At 62.4% G+C, this 20,476-nt stretch carries 20 protein-coding genes and 1 pseudogene; 13 read left to right on the top strand and 8 right to left on the bottom strand.

Translation table 11 applies throughout. The features are described 5' to 3' along the window. The first annotated feature begins 688 nt into the window (after positions 1 to 688). Both AWB67_RS23490 and AWB67_RS23485 read left to right on the top strand, forming a co-directional pair. A complete protein-coding gene (locus AWB67_RS23490; RefSeq protein WP_235025273.1) occupies positions 689 to 931 on the top strand; it encodes a hypothetical protein in 243 nt (80 codons plus the stop codon). A gap of 152 nt (positions 932 to 1,083) precedes the next feature. Next, positions 1,084 to 1,546 (top strand): annotated as a pseudogene (locus AWB67_RS23485) (putative sulfate exporter family transporter); the annotation flags it as partial. A gap of 72 nt (positions 1,547 to 1,618) precedes the next feature. Here AWB67_RS23485 and AWB67_RS23480 read toward each other — a convergent pair. Next, entirely contained in the window at positions 1,619 to 2,857 is a 1,239-nt protein-coding gene (locus AWB67_RS23480; RefSeq protein ID WP_087658625.1) for a cystathionine gamma-synthase family protein, read from the bottom strand. A gap of 265 nt (positions 2,858 to 3,122) precedes the next feature. Between AWB67_RS23480 and AWB67_RS23475 the strand changes: the two genes are divergently transcribed. The 7 genes from AWB67_RS23475 to AWB67_RS23440 all read left to right on the top strand — a co-directional run bounded on the left by AWB67_RS23475 (position 3,123) and on the right by AWB67_RS23440 (position 11,236). After that, entirely contained in the window at positions 3,123 to 3,884 is a 762-nt protein-coding gene (locus AWB67_RS23475; RefSeq protein WP_087658624.1) for an enoyl-CoA hydratase/isomerase family protein, read from the top strand. Positions 3,885 to 3,927: 43 nt separating this feature from the next. Next, the gene (locus tag AWB67_RS23470; RefSeq protein WP_087658623.1) at positions 3,928 to 4,989 is read left to right on the top strand and encodes an ABC transporter substrate-binding protein; all 1,062 of its coding nucleotides are present in this window, start codon (positions 3,928 to 3,930) and stop codon (positions 4,987 to 4,989) included. A 12-nt stretch (positions 4,990 to 5,001) separates the two neighbouring features. After that, the gene (locus AWB67_RS23465) at positions 5,002 to 6,063 is read left to right on the top strand and encodes an ABC transporter ATP-binding protein (RefSeq protein ID WP_087658622.1); all 1,062 of its coding nucleotides are present in this window, start codon (positions 5,002 to 5,004) and stop codon (positions 6,061 to 6,063) included. 9 nt (positions 6,064 to 6,072) lie between these two features. Further along, positions 6,073 to 7,854 (top strand): ABC transporter permease subunit, encoded by a 1,782-nt coding sequence (locus tag AWB67_RS23460; RefSeq protein WP_087658621.1) that lies wholly within the window; start codon positions 6,073 to 6,075, stop codon positions 7,852 to 7,854. Positions 7,855 to 7,881: 27 nt separating this feature from the next. Then, positions 7,882 to 9,438, top strand: a complete 1,557-nt coding sequence (locus AWB67_RS23455) for an AMP-binding protein (protein ID WP_087658620.1) — start codon at positions 7,882 to 7,884, stop codon at positions 9,436 to 9,438. A gap of 54 nt (positions 9,439 to 9,492) precedes the next feature. Continuing rightward, complete coding sequence (locus tag AWB67_RS23450) at positions 9,493 to 10,335, top strand: IclR family transcriptional regulator (RefSeq protein ID WP_087658619.1); 843 nt, start codon at positions 9,493 to 9,495, stop codon at positions 10,333 to 10,335. A gap of 631 nt (positions 10,336 to 10,966) precedes the next feature. Further along, positions 10,967 to 11,236: a DUF1488 family protein gene (locus AWB67_RS23440; protein WP_087658618.1), complete on the top strand. Its 270-nt coding sequence runs from the start codon at positions 10,967 to 10,969 to the stop codon at positions 11,234 to 11,236. A 1,570-nt stretch (positions 11,237 to 12,806) separates the two neighbouring features. Here AWB67_RS23440 and AWB67_RS23430 read toward each other — a convergent pair. The 6 genes from AWB67_RS23430 to AWB67_RS40875 form a co-directional block, all read right to left on the bottom strand. Next, positions 12,807 to 13,079: a hypothetical protein gene (locus AWB67_RS23430; RefSeq protein WP_087658616.1), complete on the bottom strand. Its 273-nt coding sequence runs from the start codon at positions 13,077 to 13,079 to the stop codon at positions 12,807 to 12,809. 127 nt (positions 13,080 to 13,206) lie between these two features. Beyond that, entirely contained in the window at positions 13,207 to 13,743 is a 537-nt protein-coding gene (locus AWB67_RS23425; RefSeq protein ID WP_087658615.1) for a GNAT family N-acetyltransferase, read from the bottom strand. Then, the gene (locus AWB67_RS23420) at positions 13,740 to 14,036 is read right to left on the bottom strand and encodes a type II toxin-antitoxin system TacA family antitoxin (protein WP_235025272.1); all 297 of its coding nucleotides are present in this window, start codon (positions 14,034 to 14,036) and stop codon (positions 13,740 to 13,742) included. Before AWB67_RS23420 ends, AWB67_RS23425 begins: the two co-directional genes overlap by 4 nt. 636 nt (positions 14,037 to 14,672) lie before the next feature. After that, entirely contained in the window at positions 14,673 to 14,891 is a 219-nt protein-coding gene (locus AWB67_RS23410) for a hypothetical protein (protein ID WP_087658658.1), read from the bottom strand. A 522-nt stretch (positions 14,892 to 15,413) separates the two neighbouring features. Then, positions 15,414 to 15,668 (bottom strand): hypothetical protein, encoded by a 255-nt coding sequence (locus AWB67_RS23405; protein ID WP_087658612.1) that lies wholly within the window; start codon positions 15,666 to 15,668, stop codon positions 15,414 to 15,416. Between the two features lie 327 nt (positions 15,669 to 15,995). Beyond that, positions 15,996 to 16,172 (bottom strand): hypothetical protein, encoded by a 177-nt coding sequence (locus AWB67_RS40875; RefSeq protein WP_159964913.1) that lies wholly within the window; start codon positions 16,170 to 16,172, stop codon positions 15,996 to 15,998. A gap of 357 nt (positions 16,173 to 16,529) precedes the next feature. On the opposite strand from AWB67_RS40875, the gene AWB67_RS23400 reads away from it, so the two are divergent. Then, positions 16,530 to 16,799 (top strand): hypothetical protein, encoded by a 270-nt coding sequence (locus tag AWB67_RS23400; RefSeq protein ID WP_087658611.1) that lies wholly within the window; start codon positions 16,530 to 16,532, stop codon positions 16,797 to 16,799. Next, positions 16,774 to 17,724, top strand: a complete 951-nt coding sequence (locus AWB67_RS23395) for a tyrosine-type recombinase/integrase (RefSeq protein WP_087658610.1) — start codon at positions 16,774 to 16,776, stop codon at positions 17,722 to 17,724. The genes AWB67_RS23400 and AWB67_RS23395 overlap by 26 nt, the downstream gene beginning before the upstream one ends. An 81-nt stretch (positions 17,725 to 17,805) precedes the next feature. Here the strand turns inward: AWB67_RS23395 and AWB67_RS23390 are convergent, their stop codons facing one another. Continuing rightward, positions 17,806 to 18,576: a DeoR/GlpR family DNA-binding transcription regulator gene (locus AWB67_RS23390; RefSeq protein ID WP_087658609.1), complete on the bottom strand. Its 771-nt coding sequence runs from the start codon at positions 18,574 to 18,576 to the stop codon at positions 17,806 to 17,808. 255 nt (positions 18,577 to 18,831) lie between these two features. On the opposite strand from AWB67_RS23390, the gene AWB67_RS23385 reads away from it, so the two are divergent. Beyond that, positions 18,832 to 19,812, top strand: coding sequence for a 2-keto-3-deoxygluconate permease (locus AWB67_RS23385; protein WP_087658608.1), 981 nt, complete (start codon positions 18,832 to 18,834; stop codon positions 19,810 to 19,812). Next, positions 19,809 to 20,476, top strand: a 668-nt coding sequence (locus AWB67_RS23380) for a four-carbon acid sugar kinase family protein (protein ID WP_200822287.1), incomplete at its 3' end; no start/stop codon positions are given. The genes AWB67_RS23385 and AWB67_RS23380, both read left to right, overlap by 4 nt.

Genomic DNA, 20,476 nt, shown 5'->3' with positions numbered 1-20,476 from the left:
GACGTCTGCCCCTGTCGCGTCACGCCGTTGCTCGCACCTCCCCTTCGCCATCACCGTCACCATAACGCGATTGTGCCACTGCACCGCCTTAGCACTGCGTCAGCGCATATCGCCGTCCCCGCTTTCTCTGGTCTGTGCCAATCGTCGACCTAACACGGGCGATCGCTACCTCGTTGATGAAGAGTTCTATTTCGCCGATGGGTGTGAAGCGCCAAGGAGAAGTGCACTGACCGCGACGGCAATTTTGCCTTCCGCCGACGAGGCGACTAGTCAGTAGGTGCGGGCTTAGCAAAAGAAAAGCCCGCAGCGCTTACCCGGCGGGCAATGCTCACGCCAGGATGCGCGCGAGGAGACCTCTTGCGTTGTAGCAGACCCGACCCACAATGCAAGGCATGTCGGGCACATCACCGACTAATCGGCGCCATCCAACATCGCCGGCAGACAGGGGGAAGTACACGTCGCAGCGTTCGCCGTGCGCGGTCGCGCTCCTGCTCGGGCAGTTCGCCAGCTCCGCGCCCAGGTCTGTCATCGCGTAACCGCCGCCGAACCGCTCGACGAGCCGTGCCAATCGGTACCGGCCACGCCGGCTGCAACGCGTGCACGCGACGTCGAGATGAGTTGCTCGAGCGGCTACCTCTGCCAGAGCGACGCTTCCAGTGGTTTCCATGATTGCTTGTGGCGATGCTTAATGAAACCTATGCGCGCGCTTCACGTCCTCACTGCCGCCTTTTTTATGGTATCGACCTCCGCTGCCCGAGCAGACACCACGGTCAAAATCGGCCAGGTCTCGCCCTTAACCGGCGAGCTCGCCCATATCGGCAAGGTCGATGAGGACGGTGTTCGGCTTGCAATTGAAGACTTGAACAGCAAAAAGCTTCCTATCGGGGGGCAAGCAGTCATCTTCGAGCTGGACTCCCAGGATGATGCGTAAGCGCCTCACCGCGACTCACCGCGGCCGTTCTCCGGGAAGCGGTGAATGAAGGTAATTTGGTTCCCACCAAATATTTTGGCGGGAACCATAGTGGCCGAGATAATCGATAGCAGAACCCAAGCGCCCGGTAAGCGCCCGAACTTTCCACTGCTTTTCTCGGCGGAACGATTCACGAGGTCGCGCAAGTGCTCGGCGCGGCGAGCAACGTGAGCCCGGAAGCGACGCATTGCGACCATCGTCAAGATGACGCGCGTGATGCTGCTTGTGCCGGTGCTGCTCGTCGTCGGCTTCTGGGTTAGCCCGGCGCGCAGGCGCGAATGGCGACGCATCGAAGGCCGGCAAAGGCAAGATCGCGGTACCGTGGTTCGCGCTGGGCTTTCTCGCGATCGTCGTCGTCAACTTGCTGCACGCGTTGCCGGATACCGCGAACAAAATGCTGAATACGCTCGATACCTTCGCGCTCACCATGGTCATGACGGCGCTCGGCATAGAAACGCGTATTGCGCAGATTCGCGAAGCCGGCCCGCGCGCCATCGCGACCGGTGCGATTCTTTATGCGTGGCTCATCGCGGCGGGCTCGCGATCACGATAAGCGTGGAGCGCCTGTTCGGCTGATCGACCGCTTCAAAGCGAACAAAAAGGCCGCCCCGTTGGGCGGCCCTTGCGTTTCGTCGCGCCGGTTTGCGCTCAGGCAAGCCGCAGCGCCTGTTCGAAATCCGCGATCAGATCCTCGATTTCCTCGATGCCCGCAGACAGCCGGATCATGCCGTCGGAGATGCCCATTTCCTTGCGCGTTTGCGCACCGGCTTCGAAGAAGATCGTCGGCGCAACGGGGATGATGAGCGTGCGTGTATCGCCGAGGCCGGTTGCTTTCACCGGCAGCTTGAACGCATTGATCACGTCGAGCATGTTTGCCGGATCGCGCAACTCGAACGACAGCAGCCACGACCCGCTCTTGAACAGCGACTTCGCGATGCCATGCTGCGGATGACTTTCCAGCCCCGGATAGAACACGTGGCCGATGGCCTCGTGACGCTCCAGATACTGCGCGAGCGCAAGCGCATTCTCGCTGCACTTCGCGACGCGCAGCGCCAGCGTCTCCGCCCCGAGCGCAACCTGGTGCGCCTGCTCCGAGGACAACGCCGCGCCCATATCGCGCAGCCCCTTCTTGCGAATCTGCAAAAGCCCTTGTTCCCTGGGGCCCGCGCGCCGGTAGTCGTCGGCGATGTTCGGATACTGGCTCCAGTCGAAAAGCCCCGTGTCCGTGACCGCACCGCCGAGCGCCGCGCCGTGACCCGCAATCGTCTTGGTCAGCGAATTGATCGCGAGACTCGCGTCCACCTGCTTCGGCTTGAACAGTGCGGGCGACGTGATGGTGTTATCCACGACATAAGCGAGCCCGCGCTCATGGCACAACTCGCCGATGCGCAGCAAATCCGGAATCTGCGTGCCCGGATTCGCGATTGTTTCGACGAAGACCATGCGCGTGTTCGGCCTGATCGCATCGGCCACGTTCTCACGCGCGCCGGCATCGACCCTGGTGACTTCGACGCCGAGCGCGCGCAGCGTCCCGAAGAGACTATTCGTGTTACCGAATACGTAACGGCTCGCGACGAGATGATCACCCGCGCGCAGAAGCGTCAGGAACACGGCGGTGATCGCGGCCATGCCCGTGCTGAAGCAGATGGAGCCGGCGCCTTCCTCGAGCATCGTGAGCTTGCGCTCGAGTGCGGCCGTAGTCGGCGTGCCTTGCCGCGCGTAGTTGTAGCCGCCCTTCTTCGTGCCCTGAAACACGCCGATCAGATCTTCCACGCGCTCGAATCCATATTGGACCGATGTGTGAATCGGCTGACGCAAGCCGCCATGTTCGACGCCCGCGTTTCTGTCGCAGTGAACGATGCCTGTAGTGAAGCCTTGCTTGTCCATCCCTTCTCCGCTTCCATGTCGATGTGTTTCGTTGCATGACGCAGGCGGCAATGCGAAAGACGATTCTACACTGGCCCTTTGCAGCGCCGGACCGCCCCGGCCCGCTGCGCCTGCTTGCCCTTCTGGTCTGCTTGACTGCCAAGCTGATCTCTGGTTCTCCTGCAACCACTTGAAGCCTTCTACCCTTCCGCGTAAACCCGATTGCACCTGAGTTCTGACGCGCCTATATTGCAATACACCATCCACTATTACCATACGATAGACAATGAACGAAGACGTCCTGTTTTCCAGTCACGGCCGCGTCGCGGTCATCACGCTGAATCGTCCTGAAAAGCTCAACGCGTGGACCACGCCGATGCGCGAGACGATCATCGAGGCGCTCGAACGCTTCAACGACGATGAGGGCGTCGCCGCCATCATCATGACGGGCGCGGGCAACCGGGCGTTTTCGGCGGGGCAGGATCTGTCGGAAGCGCACGATTTCGACGGCGCCCGTGCGGTGGTCTGGGTCAAGGAATGGCAGCGCTACTACGCGGCGCTGCGCGGTCTGAAGAAGCCTCTCATCATGGCCCTCAACGGCACGGCGGCGGGCTCGGCGTTCCAGGTAGCGCTGCTCGGCGATATTCGCGTCGCGCACCCGGGCGTGCGCATGGGCCAGCCGGAAATCAACGCGGGCATTCCCAGCACCACCGGCCCGTGGATCATGAATTCGATGCTCGGGATGTCGCGCACCATCGAACTGACGCTCACTGGCCGTCTGATGAATGCGGACGAGTGCCATCGCATCGGGCTGATTCATCACATCGTTGACGAAGACAAGGTGTTCGACAAGGCGCTCGAAATCGCCACTGAACTCGCGGCCAAACCGCCCATCGCGATGCGCCTCGACAAGCAGCGCTTCGCCGAAATGACCGAGGCGGGTTTCGTCGATTGCATCGAAGCGGGCGCACGCATTCAGCGCGAAGCGTACGACTCCGGAGAGCCCGCGCGCATGATGGAAGAATTTTTCGCCAAGCGCGCGAAGTGAGTCGGGAGGTTTGCATCTCAATCCAGTGCGGGAGACCTGAGCAATGACGCTAGACTTCAACCCGGCGCGACGCCGCATTCTGCAGGGCGCGGGCGCGCTCGCCGTCGCTAGCGCGATGCCGCTCGCCGCGCGTGCGCAAGACAAGCAGATCGTGGTTTCGGACCCCGGCGGTCCTTACACGACGGCGTATCGCGAAGCGTTCTACGATCCGTTCGAAAAAGCGACGGGGATCAACGTCGTCTCGGTGGCGCGCGAATCGCAGCCGGTCGCGCAATTCGCGGCGATGGTGCAAACGAAGAACTACATTTGGGACGTGACCACACTCACGCTGTCCGCCGACATTCCGTATCTCGAATCGAAGGGACTGCTCGAGCCCATCGGCCTCAAGGCAAGCGATTATCCCGACGTTATGCCCGAGGCGATCACGCCCAACTGGCTTGGCGTCGATGTTTATTCGACAGTGCTTGCGTATCGCACCGACAAGTTCAAGGACAGCGGCCCGAAGTCGTGGGCGGACTTCTGGGACGTGAAGAAATTTCCCGGCCGCCGATGCCTGCGCCGCAGTCCGCTCGACACGCTCGAACAGGCGCTGCTCGCCGACGGCGTGCCGCTCGACAACCTGTATCCACTCGACGTGGACCGCGCGTTCGCGAGTCTCGACAAGATCAAGCCGCATATCAATATCTGGTGGACCTCGGGCGCGCAGGCGATGCAGGCGATTCAAAGCGGCGACGTCGACATGATCTCGACTTGGAACGGCCGCGCGCAAGCCGCGAAGGACGGTGGCGCGCCGGTGAGCATTGTATGGAATCAGGGTTTGTATTCCATCGAAGGCTGGGGCATTCCGAAGGGCACGCCGCGCGCCGACGCCGCCAAGCAATTCGTGCGCTTCTGCGCGGACGCCAAGCGTCAGGCGCTGCTTACGCGCACGCTCGCTTACGGTCCGACCAACAAGAAGGCGTTTGAAACGATCGCGAAAGAGCGCGCCGCGCTTCTCCCAACGGCGCCGGACAACATCCGCAACATGCGCCTGCCAAGCCCGCAGTGGTGGGAAGCAAACCGCCAGAAAGTCACGGAGCGCTTCAATTCCTGGATCATTTCCTGAAGGAACGACACGATGAGCGCGAAACTCGAGGCGATCGGCATCGCGAAGCGTTACGGTGATTCGGTCGCGCTGGAACCGACCGACCTCGCGGTGCAGGCGGGCGAGTTTCTGACGCTGCTCGGTCCCTCCGGTTCGGGCAAGACCACGCTATTGCAGATGATCTCCGGCCTCGTCGCGCCGAGCGCGGGGCGCATCGAGATAGCCGGGCGCGATGTCACGCATGTCGAGCCGGGCAAGCGCGGCATCGGCATGGTGTTTCAGAGCTACGCGCTCTTTCCGCACATGAGCGTGTGGGACAACGTCGCATATGGTCTGCGCATGCGCCGCAAGTCGCGCGAGGAGGTGCGCAAGGCCGTGGATGATGCGCTCGCGATGGTGCGCATGAGCGAGTATGCGAAGCGCTTTCCGAAGGAGCTGTCGGGCGGGCAGCAGCAGCGCATCGCGCTCGCGCGCTGCTTCGCGTACCGGCCTTCGGTCATTCTGCTCGACGAGCCGCTCGGCGCCCTCGACAAGAAACTGCGCGAGCACATGCAGTCCGAGATTCGCGGCCTGCACAAGGAACTCGGCGCGACTTTCGTCTACGTGACGCACGATCAGGACGAAGCGCTCACGCTCTCCGACCGCATCTGTCTCATGAACCAGGCGCGAATCGAACAGGTCGGCACCCCGGCGGACCTGTATGACCGGCCGGCCACGCGCTTCGCGGCCGGCTTCATCGGCCATTCGAATCTACTCGAAGGCGCAATCGATGAAACGCGCGGCGCTGGCGGCGAACCGATTCTGCTGGCGGCGGGCGGGCGCATTCCCTTGCCGGTCAACACGCCGGTCGCCCCGGCCACGCGCCACACGCTGTTGCTGCGCCCCGAAGCGCCGCGTCTCGTGGAACCGCAAAGCGGCTTTGTCGATGGCACCATCGCGGACATCGTGTTCTTCGGCAGCGACACGCGCCTGCAGCTTTCGATGAACGACGGCAGCGCGCTCAGCGTGCGTTGCGGGCGCAGCCTGAGCCCGCGCATCGGCGACAGGGTGGGCCTCGTATGGGATCCGTATCGCACGACCTTGCTACACGCCTGAGGACATTTCATGACGATCGCTCTACACGCGCGCCGCGAGAACGATGCATCGCGGCGCGGCCGGTCCGCGTGGCTCGCGTGGTGCATGCGCTTCCTGCCGCTCTTGCCGACGCTCCTGTTCCTGCTCGTGTTCTTCATCGTGCCGGTCGGCGAGATTCTGCAGGGCGGCCTCGTCAGCGCCGACGGACGGATCGGCCTCGCGCAGTTCGAGCGCATCGCGCGCACGCCGGTCTACGCGAAGGTGCTGTGGATCACCTTCGCCATTTCGTTCATGACAGCGGCCTTGTCCGTTCTGCTCGGCTATCCAGTCGCGTACATGCTGAGCCGTCTGTCGGAGCGCATGCGCGAGCGCTGGCTTCTGTGGATCATGTTGCCGTTCTGGACCAGCTATCTGGTGAAGACCTACGCGTGGATGCTACTGCTTTCGAAGAGCGGGGTGCTTTCCACCATCGCGCTGTCGCTTGGCCTCGTGCGCGAGACGAGCGGCACCATCCCGTCGTTGACGGGCGTGCTCATCGGCATGGTTCATTCGATGCTGCCGCTCGCCGTGATGACGATGCTGCCCGTGATGCGCGGCATCGACGACCGTCTCGCGCAGGCCGCCGAAACACTCGGTGCGCAACGCAGCACGAGCTTCTTCACAGTATTTCTGCCCTTGTCGTCACCGGGCGTGGCTGCTGCGGGATTGCTCGTTTTCATATCGAGCCTCGGTTTCTTCATCGTGCCGGCGCTGCTCGGCTCGCCGAAGGAAACGATGATTGCGCAACTCGTGATCTCGTCCGTGCTCGAACTTTTTGACATGCGCTTTGCCGGTGCGCTGTCGACGGTGCTGCTCGTCTGCTCGATTGCGATCTTCTTCGTCTATGACCGCATGGTGGGTCTCACCTCGCTCACGGGCGAAGTGGCGGAACGTCAGCGAAACTTGCGCGCGCAAGGTTTCAAGCTCGCGATCCTGATGATGGCGGGGCGCCTCTTCGCGCCCTTCGTCATGCGCCGGCGCACGCACGGCGATACGACAGCGCGCGCCGCGAGTCCGCTCGGGCTCTATACGTGCGTCATCATGGTGGTGCTAGTCGCGCCCGTGCTTTCGGTGATTCCGTATGCGTTCACGAAGAGCGATTACATCGCGTTTCCGCCAAAGCTTTTCAGCACAAGATGGTTCGGCACGTTCATGGATTCACCGGTGTGGCACAGCGCGATCATCCGCTCGTTCGAAGTGGGCCTCGGTACGGCGGTGCTCTCGCTGCTGCTCGGCTTCGGCGCGACGCTCGCGATGACCCGCATGCCGCGCCGCGCGAGCAAGCCCGTGTTTGCGCTGCTCGTCGCGCCGCTGATCGTGCCGCGTATCGTGGTCGCGGTGGGTCTGCTGTATCTGTTCGGGCGCTTCGGGCTCACGGGCACGAATCTCGGCCTCGTCATCGGCCATACCGTGCTCGCCATTCCCTACGTCGTCGTGACGCTCGCCGCGGGCTTTCAGCGCTTTGACTGGCGTCTCGATGACGCGGCCCGCGTCATGGGCGCATCCCCGCTGCGGCGCATTACATCGGTCGTGCTGCCGCTTCTGATGGCAAGCGTGACGGCGGCGTTCCTGTTTGCCTTCCTCGTTTCGTTCGACGATCTCACCATCGCCATCTTCGTTTCCGGCGGCATCAATTCGACGCTACCGAAGCAGATGTGGGACGACATTCAACTTGCGATCACGCCGACGCTTGCCGCCGTTTCGACAACGCTGGTTATTCTGATTGCGCTCGTGGTCGCGGTTTCGTCCTGGCTCAAACGCAAGGCGCGCTAATTCTCAGGTTTTCATCTGGTTCCAGACATGCATTGTTACTCAGCATACTTCGCTCACCGGCACGCAAACGACGAACTCGATTGCGCGCCCCTGCTCGCGGCGGGATTGCGCGGCGCGCCCGCGCGCACCGTCGTGCATTTCGACGATCGCGCGATAACCTGCGAAGACGCCGCGCGCCATATTGCGCAGTTGCAGCGCTGGTTCGTGGCACGAGGGCTCGCGGCGGGCGACCGCGTCGCCGTCATGCTCGGCAACAGTGCCGAGCATATCCATCTGATCTATGCGCTCGTGCTTTCCGGCCTCGTGTGGGTGCCGGTGAACACAAAGCTGCGCGCGGCGGGGCTCGAATATCTGCTACAACACGCAGAGCCGAAGCTCTTCGTGATCGACGATGAGTTCGATGCCGTCACCGCATCCATCGATTGCGGAGCGGCGCAGCGCGTACGGCTTCCCGCATTCGACGCGAGCGACACGAACGCCGCATTCGCGACGACCGAAATCAGCGTGCACGATCCGCTGTGCATCATCTATACGTCGGGCACGACGGGCGCGCCGAAGGGCGTCGTCTTCACGCACCGGATGATGCGCATCGCGAGCGAAGCGGCGCTGAAAGTTGCGGACGTGCGCGAAGGCGATCGGCTGTTTCTATGGGAACCGCTGTGCCATATCGGCGGAGCGCAGATGTTGATGCTGCCGTTTCTCGAAGCCGTAACGCTGCACGCGGCGCCTCGTTTTTCGGCATCGCAGTTCTGGCCGCAGATCGAACGCGCGGGTGCGACGCAGCTGCACTATCTCGGCGGTGTGCTCGACATCCTGATGCAGTTGCCTGACAGCGCGCTGCCCGCGACGCATACGCTGCGCGTGGCGTGGGGCGCGGGCGTGAGTGCATCGTCGTGGGAACCGATTCAGGCGCGGCTCAAGGTGCGTCTGCGCGAGTGCTATGGCATGACCGAATGCTCCAGCTTCGCGACGGCGAACGTGACCGGCAAGCCGGGTTCGATCGGCCGCGCGTTGCCGTGGATCGACATCGACTTGCTCGATGAGAACGACCAGCCGGTGAAGGAAGGCGAGGCCGGCGAAATCGTGCTGTCGAGCAAGGTCGAAGGCACGTTCCTGCCGGCGTATCTGAAGAATCCCGATGCGACGAAGGCCGCCTTGCGAAATGGCCGCCTGCACACCGGCGACCGCGCCCGCCGCGATGCCAACGGCGATTTGTTTTTTATCGGCCGGCAGACGGACAGCATGCGCGTGCGCGGCGAGAACGTGTCGGCGTGGGAGATCGAACGCGTATTCGCGGCGCACCCGGCTGTTCGCGCGAGTGCGGCGATTGGCGTGACATCGCCTATCGGCGAGCAGGACATTCTGCTCAACGTGCAGTTCAAGGATGAGCCGGTGGAGTGGGAATCCCTGCACGCGTGGGCGCGCGAACGCCTCGCGAGCTTCCAGTTGCCGCGGTATTACCGCGCGGTGGCAAGCTTCGAACTGACCGCGAGCGAGCGCATCAGGAAGCATCTGCTGCCGCGTAGCGTCGACGATGCGTGGGACCGAATGCAAAGCGGTCAAGATGTTATCGTATATAGATAACACCCTAAGGCTATGTGATAATTTCGCGGTTTCGATCCGACAAGCCCAAACGCAATGAGCGACGAGTCTAAAACCCCGCGCAAGCGCAAGACCGCTGCGGCGAAGCCGCGCGGCGAGGTGGCGGACCCGAGCGCATCGTCGCTTTACGTGCAGTCCGTCGAAAAGGCGATGAAAGTTCTCACTGCCTTCGACGGCAGCAAGCGACAGTTGTCGCTGTCCGAGATTTCGTCGCTGACGGGCTTCGACACGAGTGCGACGCAGCGTTTCACCTACACGCTCGCCGCGCTCGGCTATCTCTTGAAGGATCCCGACAGCCGCAAGTACGAACTTTCGCCGCGGCTCCTCGATTTCACGTATCACTACCTTACGTCGAACGATCTGGTAAGCCGCGCGACGCCGTATCTCCAGCAACTCGGCTCGGAGACAGAAGAGGCGACCAATCTCACGGTGCTCGACAATACGGACATCGTGTTCGTGCTGCGCATCGTGAGCCGCAACGTATTCAATGCGCACGTCATTACCGGTTCACGGCTGCCGGCGTATTGCACGGCGCCCGGCTTAGCGATTCTCGCGACGCTCGCAGATGGCGAGATCGACGATATTCTCGCGCGCACGAATCTCGTCCCCCACACGCCGTCCACCGTGTACCAGCCGCGCAAGATTAAGGATCGCATCGCGCAGATTCGCCGGCAAGGCTATGCCCACACGGAAGACGAATACTTCGTCAGCGATATCTCGACGGCGGCGGCCATCACCAATGCGCATGGACGCGGGATTGGCGCGGTGAATATTGCGGTGGCGCGCTCGCGGTGGCAGGCGGATCGCGATGAAAAACGCTTCGCGGATCTCGTCATTTCGACGGCGTCGGCTATTTCGGCACGGCGTCGCGTCGACTAAGACGGCCGTCTCTTTACGCGGTTTCGTTGATCCGCGGACTCTCCCGTGCGGAGAGCAAATATTCGCTGGTCAGGGTCGTGATACGTCCGAGTACCATGCGTTGTTGAGGCCCAATGATTCGTCGACTTGCAGACCGCGCGCGTTTCCCTGTGCGTGAGGGCATCGGTGATAAAGCAGCCTTTCCCGAATCGTTGCCACCGGCTTTCCGCTCTCGCGCGACATATGAGCCGCTCGCGGCAGGCCGCACCGGCGCCAAACGGGGGTCGTATGCGTAAAACACCTGACAGGCATAGCTCGAGCCGTCGTTGCCATCCGCAAGGTCGCACCTCGGGTACGGTCGACCCCTGCTCAGGTCGTGGTAAAGCTGATTAATTGGTTCGACGCAATCAGAGAGGCTCTTTGGTCCACCGTTCCATGCCGGGTTGGCAAGGCATAGCATCACCTTGCAACCAAATTGGGAAGCGTGAGCGGGCAACGCAACGCCGATCATCGATGGTGCGAACATCAGGGCGAATATCAATTTTGGAATTGTCGTCGAGTCAGATTAGTAAAGCGGTTCTCAATGGAGTGAACCCCCGAGCGCGTTCCCTGTGTCAGAATCTTTGCAGGCTTTCCAACGCGTTGAACTCACATGGAAACAATCGACCTCGAACCTCGGATCGCTGCCGATCGCCGTGGCGTCGTCTTCGTCCTGGTCCACAAATCGCGCTCCGTTGAATGCGTGATTGCGCGCGCGGCACTTGAAACGCATTTTTGGCTCACGTCCAATGCGGATGACACAAAGACCCTTAAAACCTTCCGCGACGGATACCGTCGCATTCACGCCGTCGCACAACGAAAGCTACTTGCGAATCCGACGTCGCGCTTGGAGCTAACGGCGGCCGATTTCGCGAGAAACTGAAAGTGTTCGCGCGTATGTCGAGTTGGGTCCAACCAGGCCCGGCGACCATCGGGCGCGGAACACCATGCTGGCGTGAATCACCCCGGTTGGCGAGGCTGATAAAGAGGTCTAGGCCGTTGACAGTTAGTTGCGCGGGTCGGGCGCAGAAAGAAAGGCGCGCGCGCTGGCGGCTCAATCCATATCTGAGATGACATGGACGAGGCTCTTTCATCTATAAGCTTTTGCCGGCGCCCTGAAGCGCCTTTCGCCGTCCTAGGAGGCAGTGACCGCTTTCAAGTGTTCATGAGCCGTTGGTGCGATCGATCGCATTCGAGGCACGCGGTGCTGGCGGAGAAGGTTTGCTTTTCGAATACCAGGTTGCAACCCCGCTCAACTAAGTGCGGAAGCGAATGCCTGGGCGAGACTTGCCTTTGTCAGCGCTCGCCTCAGGAAAACGTAAGCATCGTTCCCGTTTATGCATTTATCAATACCACCGACCTAATGCTCGCCCCACGCTTCAGCCCGAGCCGGTCTCCCGTGAGGGCTGGATCTTCGAGCTGAAACGACGGTTTTCGCTGTCTGGTTCGAAAAGTTGGAAGGCACGTCGAATTGATGTCCCGGCAGGGCAACTCGCTCAATACCGCGTTCCAGGACGTCGTAGCTGCGGTCGGGACGGTGCCAGCAACTTTGTCTGGGATGCAGAGCTGACTGGATAAGCCCAACGGTCAGTCTTCGTTTGAGCGACTGCAGTTGCGCTCTCGAAAGCAGCTTCCGCCGCGCGTTCGCGCCGCAATAAAGCTGCACCCGGCTCGCCTGTATGTGTTTGACACACTGGCCGCCGGCGAGCTGGACCTGCGGTTGCTGCCCCTGAGCCAGAGGAAAGAGATCCTGCGGGAGAGCTTCGAAAACACGCCGGTCCTGTCTACGTCATCGGCATCGTGACGGCCGGCGCTGGGGTGTTCGAACAGGCGGAGCTGCACGACTTCGCTGGGATGGTCGCCAAGCGGCTCGATTCTCCCTACCAGCGGGGTCGATCGCCTGACTGGATCAAGGTCATACCAGAGCTACCGCCGCCCCGCCGCTCTAGGCTGGGGCAGCAAGCGGGTCTAAAACGACAGAAGCTCCCGAAGGAGCTTCTGTCGACCTCATCGCAGAATTCAACCTTTGACCAGTAGAACCCTCCCTGACGAAGCGCGACAAAAACCAATATAGGCGGTCGTTTCGGGTGGCGCAAGTGCTACCCCGCTCGGCACCAGGACTGCGAGTAGGCAGTTCCACCAACAAAATAATGCCGGGCTTTACGTGTCGGCACAATCTTCAGTTGATTGCAATAAGTGGGCGCGCGGACTTGCGCTGACGCCGAACAGCGCTACTCTGACATTGCGTCCCGTGTGGGGGCGTTGAGCATGAGTCATCTTTAATGCCCGCCCTCGTCGGCGGGCTACTTTTTTTGGTTTCATCGATTACGCGGTAATCTGTGAATGCGCTACGTTGGGGGCGACGGAGCGTGTTGTAGAGCACTCCTTTTTTTGAACCCGCTACGGCGGGTCTTTCGCCTGCGCGTCTGGCCGTTGGTGTCCAAGTCGCGATGCTACCAGTCGGACCCTTTAGCCGGGTCGGTCAGAGCCGCGAGCCGCTCGCTGTCACCGTCGATCTGCCAGCCCGTTGTCAACCCATTCCAGCCTACGAACGTACCGTAGGCCCAATCCCGAAACTGCTGCGCGGTTCTCGGGTGCGAGTCCGCCCGCCACGCGCACGCCATCATCCGACGTATCTCCTTTTCGGCCGAAGCGGTGATCTCGGCGTAGGTCCATGTTTTCCTTTTCTGATCGCCCACATATTTCCAGGCTTTCTCATCGGTCATGATCAAGCTCCTTGACCGAATTGAGGTCGGCCGGAAGCCGTGGACGCCAACGCCGTTAGGCACCCACCTGCGCAGCAGGCAGGGGTGGCGGCCGGCCGCTCCTAATCTCTGGGTTTCCCTGAGGTGGTTAGAGCTGATCTGCCGCATTCAGCGCGGCCGCGATCGTCTTGAGCGAAATCAACATGGGGATCGGCAGACCTTCCGGCACGCCGACCAGACGCAGCGCACCCCGCTCCTCATACCACTTCGCGGCGCGTTCGGATTTCGCATCAATGAACAGCGCAACGCCGCCGACTTCGCCGGCGACTCTGATACAGCGCCTGCCGGCCGCAAGGATCAGCTGTGTGCCGAGACCCTGGCCGCCAACGCTTTTATCGGTCGCGAGGCGGCCGAGGCGGAAGCCAGGCACCGGATGACGCGGCAGGCCCTTGCGGGCCGCTTCAGGCGTCTGGTCGTAGACAGCGGAACTCGGCGCCAATGTGTAATAGCCGAGGATGCGTCCGCTTTCGTCCTCGATCGCGAGGAAAGTCTTGGCCCCGCCGTTTTCGTGATTTTGGCGCGCGTATTTTTTGAGATATTGGTTCAGCTCGCCGTCCGTGCAATCGAAGGCATCACGATCATGCTCCCTGCCGATCGCTTCTTCATGCCAGGCCGGAAGGGTCATGCCGGTTTCGGCATCGCCCTGGCGGCGGCAAGCAGTTTCCCGTTCGGTTCCGGCGGATCTTCAAGCAGCGCCAGCACACGCTTGTAGCTGTCTTCCGTCAACTTGATCTGCTCCGCGGCTGCAATCACCGCATCGGCCTCGCGCAGCGCAGCCTGGGTCACGAAGCTGGTCAAGTCGACATGGTTAAGGCTCGCAGCGCGGGTCAGCCGAGACTTCACCTCGGGCGGCACCCGCAGGTTCATTCTCTGATTGTCGTCGATCGCAGCGCGCGGCATGGCGGCCTCCAATTCCATTTGTACACATTCAAAGTGTACACGATTTGTGTAAATTTGTCAACCGTGCGCCCTGAAGGCGTACAAGTCAGGTGACTTTCCAAACAAGTCGGTATTACGAAGGCTGCGCGCATCTCTGCTCTGCTAGGCAAGCCGACTCCACGACGATTGCGCGTAGGACACGGCGCCGACAAACTCGATCCTCGTCATCCCAAAACGCATGCGCACCCATCCACAACAGTGCTTCGTCGTGCGACTGCGGATCGTTGACGGCTGATGTCTGAAAGCGCGCGATGGTGGTGTAACGGTTAAGCGCGGTGGCGCTCTGCGCGACGATCATGTCACCGCACGTCGGGACCCCTTCTGGACGTCGGAATGATCGCGCGCCTTGCCTCGCTGACGCATGGGTGAAGCGTGATTCGGCACGCTATCAGCTTCACTGTCGACAGCATGGCCTTGATCCGCTCCGCATCCGCGGGCTTGTAGCCAAAGCCGGTGATCGCGCGCCACGCCAGGTAGACGCCGGTCGCATAGTGGTGCTTTCCGGAATTTCTTCTCCATTGTCGCCTCGCCGCGTGCCTCGGTCATCAAACTACCGATTTCCTTTCGGTCTTCTCGGTGATATGCGCGTACGTGTAAGCCGCTTTTGCCATTGATTTACCCGTAGTTAGAGCTCAGCCACGATTGCGCCCATGCAATCCCGCGCTCGACGGCCGCGGCCTCGGTGTCGAAATAGCCAATGTCGGTGAAGTGAAAGATTTGCCAGCCGTCCTGGTCCTCACTCGGCCCGCGCTCGACCTCGACCCACGCGTGCCAGTGATGACCCTTCTTTTCAGGTTGCGAGTTGATCGTCCATTCGCGGTACTCGAGTTTCATGCTGCACCCTTTGTTGGCGTGACCTGCGCAGCGCTCATGCAGTTTGCGCGCACGGTCACCGCTCACTCCGACGAGGTTCTCAAGGTCGATGAGGGAATCCCGTCTCATCCGATTTTATGAACGCTCCAACTGGCTCGCGCGCAATGGCCCCGCCATCTTGATCGGGGGTCTAAGTCGAGCGGTACGGCGGGCGTATCAAGTGCGTTCCTGTTACGTGGCGCATGCATTGGCTCGCAGGTACAGCGCGAGCATTAGGCGATGCTCGTGGCGCTTGCCGGCGCGACTGGCGCGAGGCGCGAGAGTACGGCACTCCCCGCTCTACGAACACAAAAAGAAGCCCGCCGCAGCGGGCGCGAAGGAGAGACGCCCGAACGCGAGAGGCGTACTGGTAGCTTAGCAAAAGAAAAGCCCGCCGCAGCGCTTACCCGGCGGGCAATGCTCACGCCAGGATGCGCGCGAGGAGACCTCTTACGTTGTAGCAGACCCGACCCGCAATGCAAGGCATGTCGGGCACATCACCGATTAATCGGCGCCGTCCAAGATCGCCGGAAGACAGGGGAAGTACACGTCGCAGCGTTCGCCGTGCGCGGTCGCGCTCCTGCTTGGGCAGTTCGCCAGCTCCGCACCCAAGTCCGTCATCGCGTAATCGCCGCCGAACTGCTCGACGAGCCGTGCCAATCGGTACCGGCCACGCCGGCTGCAACGCGTGCACGCGACGTCGAGATGGCTTGCCCGAACGGCTACCTCTGCCAGGGCGACGCTTCCAGTGGTTTCCATGATTGCTTGCGGCGATGCATTGTTAGAGCGTTAGAACTCGGTGGATTTCGACCGGCCGGAACCGAGCCCCAGCGACGTGGTTGCCGTGCATCAGTTCTGCCGGCTCGATTGCCGGAACCAGGCGGAGGTTTTGGCAAGTCGCGCACTCAGGAATGCAGGCTTCGCCCAGGCATTGCCAGGATCACAGCCCGAATAGGCGCAGAAGTGCTCGAAGTCGTCGAGCAATGTATGGCCCACCTCGTTCGTTTGAAGCCTGCGACCGTCAATGACTGTCTTCAATAATTCCTGGATCGCCGTAACACATGGCTCCGACCTCCGCGCTCACGTTTAAGCTTCGATCTCGACTTGGCCGGGATGGAGGCCCATCTTATTGACAAGCTCCTCGACTTCTTGCGGCGACTTGCAGGCGGTAACAACGAGTTCCGTCGAGCCGATCAGGATCCGCCCCAACCATTGCCCCTCATGTGAACGAGCGATACGCAGCGTACTCAGATTTTCTTCCATCTCCGCCTCCCTGAATCAGGTCAATGACAGGCGTCAGCACAGAAGGCCCGCCCGAAGCGGGCCAAATCCACCACGTCGGCGCTCCGCCCTCTAAGACGGAACGTAAATCTTTGTTAGCAAGAAAAAATCCCGAATCCCCGGCTCGGAAAGGTCACCGTAACGGGCCAGCCAGTGCGATGCCGGGTTCGAAATAAAACGGCGAGCACGCGAGAAGGTCGGCCGCAAGCGCACGGCCGAGCTTTCTGCTTGGCGAGCAGAACACGGCAACCGCCCGGTCATGCCGTCACGGACGGTAGTATTGATAAAATCCGTTATCAAGACTAACCTGCAGCCTGGGGCGGATCTTTCGGGACGGGCATGGCGCAGTTAGCGATCAAAGGCGCGGTGGGTCAGATGGACCTCCTGACGCAGCATGAGGCGACCACCGGGCGCTTGTGTCGCTCGGTGAATCTGAGCGTCAGCGCGGACGGGAAAAGCGTGTTGCTTGTCGAAAGCGATGAGCGCAAGGTCGGCATCCACCGCGAGCACCGCTTTGAAATCACGATCGGCGAACTGATTGCGCTGGTCCGTGCGCAGGGTGCCGAACTCCGCGGAGAAAACCATGTCCGTGCTGCCGATCCCCGTTGAAAACGCCCGGCGGCTGACCGGCGCGGAGTTTCACCAGCTGGCGTCCGTGCCGGCCGAAGCCGAATGGTTCGCCAATCTGGACAATCCGCGCACCCGCCGCGCGTACCGGATCGACCTGCAGGACTTTATGGGTTTCGCCGGCATCGCGCGGCCGGACGAGTTTCGCCTCGTCACCCGCGCGCATGTGCTGGCGTGGCGCAACACGCTCGAAGAGCGGGCGCTGTCGGGCGCCACCATCCGGCGCAAGCTCGCCGCACTCTCATCGCTGTTCGAATATCTGTGCGAAAAGAACGCGGTCGCTTTCAACCCGGTGAAAGGGACGAAGCGGCCGAAGGTCGACGGCAACGAAGGCAAAACGCCGGCGATCGGCGATCACCAGGCGCGCGCGCTGCTCGATGCGCCGGACCCGGCGACCCTTAAGGGCAAGCGTGACCGCGCGCTGCTCTCGGTGCTGCTCTATCACGGCCTGCGCCGCGAGGAGCTGTGCTTGTTAAAAGTGAAGGACCTGCACCACCGGCGCGGCGTGTCGCATTTGCGGATCCACGGCAAGGGCAACAAGCTACGCTACCTGCCGCTGCATCCGGACAGCGCCGCAAAAATTCATCTCTATTTGGAAGTCGCCGGCCACCGCGACGCACCGGACGCCCCGCTCTTCCAGCCCGCCCGCCGGCACACGGGTGCGGCGCTCTCCGCCGATGGCGTCTATAAGATCGTGCTCGGCTACGCGGCAAAGTCCCGGATCAAGGTTCACGGTTTCCGCGTCCATAGTCTGCGGGCAACTGCCGCCACCAATGCACTTGAGCGAAACGCCGATATTGCGTCGGTGCAGGAATGGCTTGGCCACGCGAACATCGCAACGACACGGATCTATGACCGGCGGCGTCATCAGCCAGAAGATTCGCCGACCTTTAAAGTGAGCTATTGAGACGGTGTCGTTTGCTGCCTAGGTCGCTGCGGCACGAATCTGGCAGAAAACGAAGGTGCATCCACGAGTCCGATGCGACGTTCACTTCCCCGCTTCCGCCGAAACCACCGCCACTTCATCAAGCAACGCGAACCGTTCCAGCGCCGGCGCGTCGCGCGCAGCATCGGTGATCAGCGTCCATCCGCGCTCGAGCGGCGTCCAATGCTGCTGATTTGCGCGCTCCAGCTTGTTCGAGGTCACGAGCACGAACACGCTCGCCGCCTGCCGAATCACACATTCCTTTAAAAATGCCTGCTCGGCGCTCGCCTCGCACAGCCCCCGCCCCGCGACGACCCCGTCCGCACTGAGAAACGCCTTGTCGACGGTGATGCGCGACAGCGCGATCTGCGCGAGCGGTCCGAGCGTGCTCATGCTCGACGGGCGCACGTCGCCGCCGATCAGCGTCACCGGCACGTCACTCGGCGCGAGCAGCCCGACGGCCAGCAGGTTGTTCGTGACCACATGGATGCCCTGGCGCCCCGCGAGACAGTGCGCAAGCGCGGCCGTGGTCGTGCCGCCGTCGAGGAAGATCGTGTCGCCGTCCTGCACGTGCGATGCCGCCGCGCGTGCGATCGCCTCCTTCTGCTCGCGAAAGCTCTCGCGCCGCATATCGAGCGATTCCTCCGGCTCGTGCATGCCCACCGACGCGGCGCCGCCATACGTGCGCACGATGCGCCGCTCGTCGGCGAGCGCACGCAGGTCGCGCCGCACCGTCGCCTCCGACATCCCGAAGTGCTCGCAGAGCGCGCTCACGTCGTTCATGCCGGAGAGCACGGCGCGCAGCATCGCCTCGCGGCGTTTGGCAACTTTCATGAATCCCCGTGTGTTTGTCCCGGCGGGCGCCCAGTGTATCGGATCGGGCACGCGTCCAATGCTGCTCCTTATCTGACCGCAGACCAGAAAAAATGACTGTTTCGATCATTTCAACCGTAAATCGATTGCTTTGTGATCAACGTAAACCCCGACGAGTCGTAAATTGCGCGAATCGAGCAGAACGCCTACACTTCGGTTTGATTGTTTCAATCACAGAATGATCGATTCGCGCAAATATTTCAAGGGGAGACACGCATGGCTCAGATTTACATCAAGCGCGCAGTGGAGCGCGTACCCGGCGGCATGATGATCGTGCCGCTCCTGATCGGCTCGCTCGTCGCGACGTTCCTGCCCGGCATGCCGAAGTTCTTCGGCTCGTTCACGAACGCGCTCTTCACCGGCGCGCTGCCGATCCTGGCCGTGTTCTACGTCTGCATGGGCGCGAGCATCAACGTGAAGGCGACGCCCTACCTTCTCAAGAAAGGCGGCGCGCTGTTCGCGGCGAAAGTCGGCACGGCGATTCTGACCGGCGTGGTGCTCGGGCATTTCCTGGGCGAGCAGCCGGTGTCGTCGGGATTGTTCGCCGGCATCTCGACGCTCGCCGTCGTCGCCGCGATGAACGACACCAATGGCGGCCTCTACATGGCGCTGATGGGCCAGTACGGCAGGTCGGAAGACGTCGGCGCGTACACGATCATGTCGCTCGAATCGGGCCCGTTCCTCACGATGGTGACGCTCGGCGTCGCGGGCCTCTCAGCGTTTCCGTGGCCAACGCTCGTCGGCAGCATCCTGCCGCTCGCGCTCGGCATGCTGCTCGGCAACCTCGATCGCGAAATGCGCGACTTTCTCGCGCGTGCCGTGCCGGTGATGATCCCGTTCTTCGCGCTCGCGCTCGGCGCCAGCCTCGACCTGCACAAAGTCTGGCAGGCGGGCTTGCTCGGCATCGGGCTGGGCCTCGCGGTCGTGATCGTGACGGGCATTCCGCTCTATTTCACCGATCGCCTGACGGGCGGCACCGGCGTCGCGGGCATGGCGGCGGCGAATACAGCGGGTAACGCGGCGGCGGTTCCCGCGCTGATCGCGGCGGCGAATCCGGTCTACGCGGAAGCCGCGAAGAGCGCGACACTGCTGGTTGCCGCGTGCGTCGTCGTGACGGCGATCGTGTCGCCGATCCTGACGGCGGCGGTGGCAAAGCGCGTCGCGGAGCGGCGCATCACACGGGAGGCGACGCAATGAGCGCGGCTGAAGGAAGAACGACGGGCATGCTGATCATCGCCGACGATCTCTCGGGCGCCGCCGATTGCGCGATCGGTTTCGCGGGCGCCGGGCGGCGCACGGTGGTGACGCTCGACGCGTCCGGCGCCGACGCGAGCGCCACGGTCATCGCCGCCGATACCGACACGCGACGCCTCTCGCCGTCCGAAGCGGCTGCGCGCACCGCCGATGCATGGCACTCGCTGCACGCGCCCGGCCGGCGCCTCTACAAGAAGATCGATTCGACCTTGCGCGGCAACTGGACGGCCGAAGTCGCGGCGCTGCAACCGCTCGCGGGCCTCGCGATCGTTGCACCCGCGTTTCCGGCGACTGGCCGCACGGTGCGCGACGCTCGCGTGCTCGTGCACGGCGAGCCGCTCGAATCGACGGAAACGTGGCAGTTGGAAAACGCCGGGCGTAACGCAGGCCTGCAGCCGCTGCTCGAAGCAGAGGGCTTGCGCACGCAGCGGCTTTCCGTCGATGCCCTGCGCGGCGATCGGGCGGTGCTGCGTGAACGCATCGCGGCGGCCGCGTCGGCCGACGGCGCAGCGCAAGCGCTAATCGTCGATGCCGAAACGAGCGCCGACCTAAGCGTGCTTGCAAAAGTCACGGCTTCGATGAGCGAGCCGTTCTTCTGGGTCGGATC

Origin of the sequence: Caballeronia terrestris (genome assembly GCF_001544515.1) — a bacterium.
Lineage (GTDB): Bacteria > Pseudomonadota > Gammaproteobacteria > Burkholderiales > Burkholderiaceae > Caballeronia > Caballeronia terrestris.
This window is presented reverse-complemented; position numbering and strand designations above follow the sequence as displayed.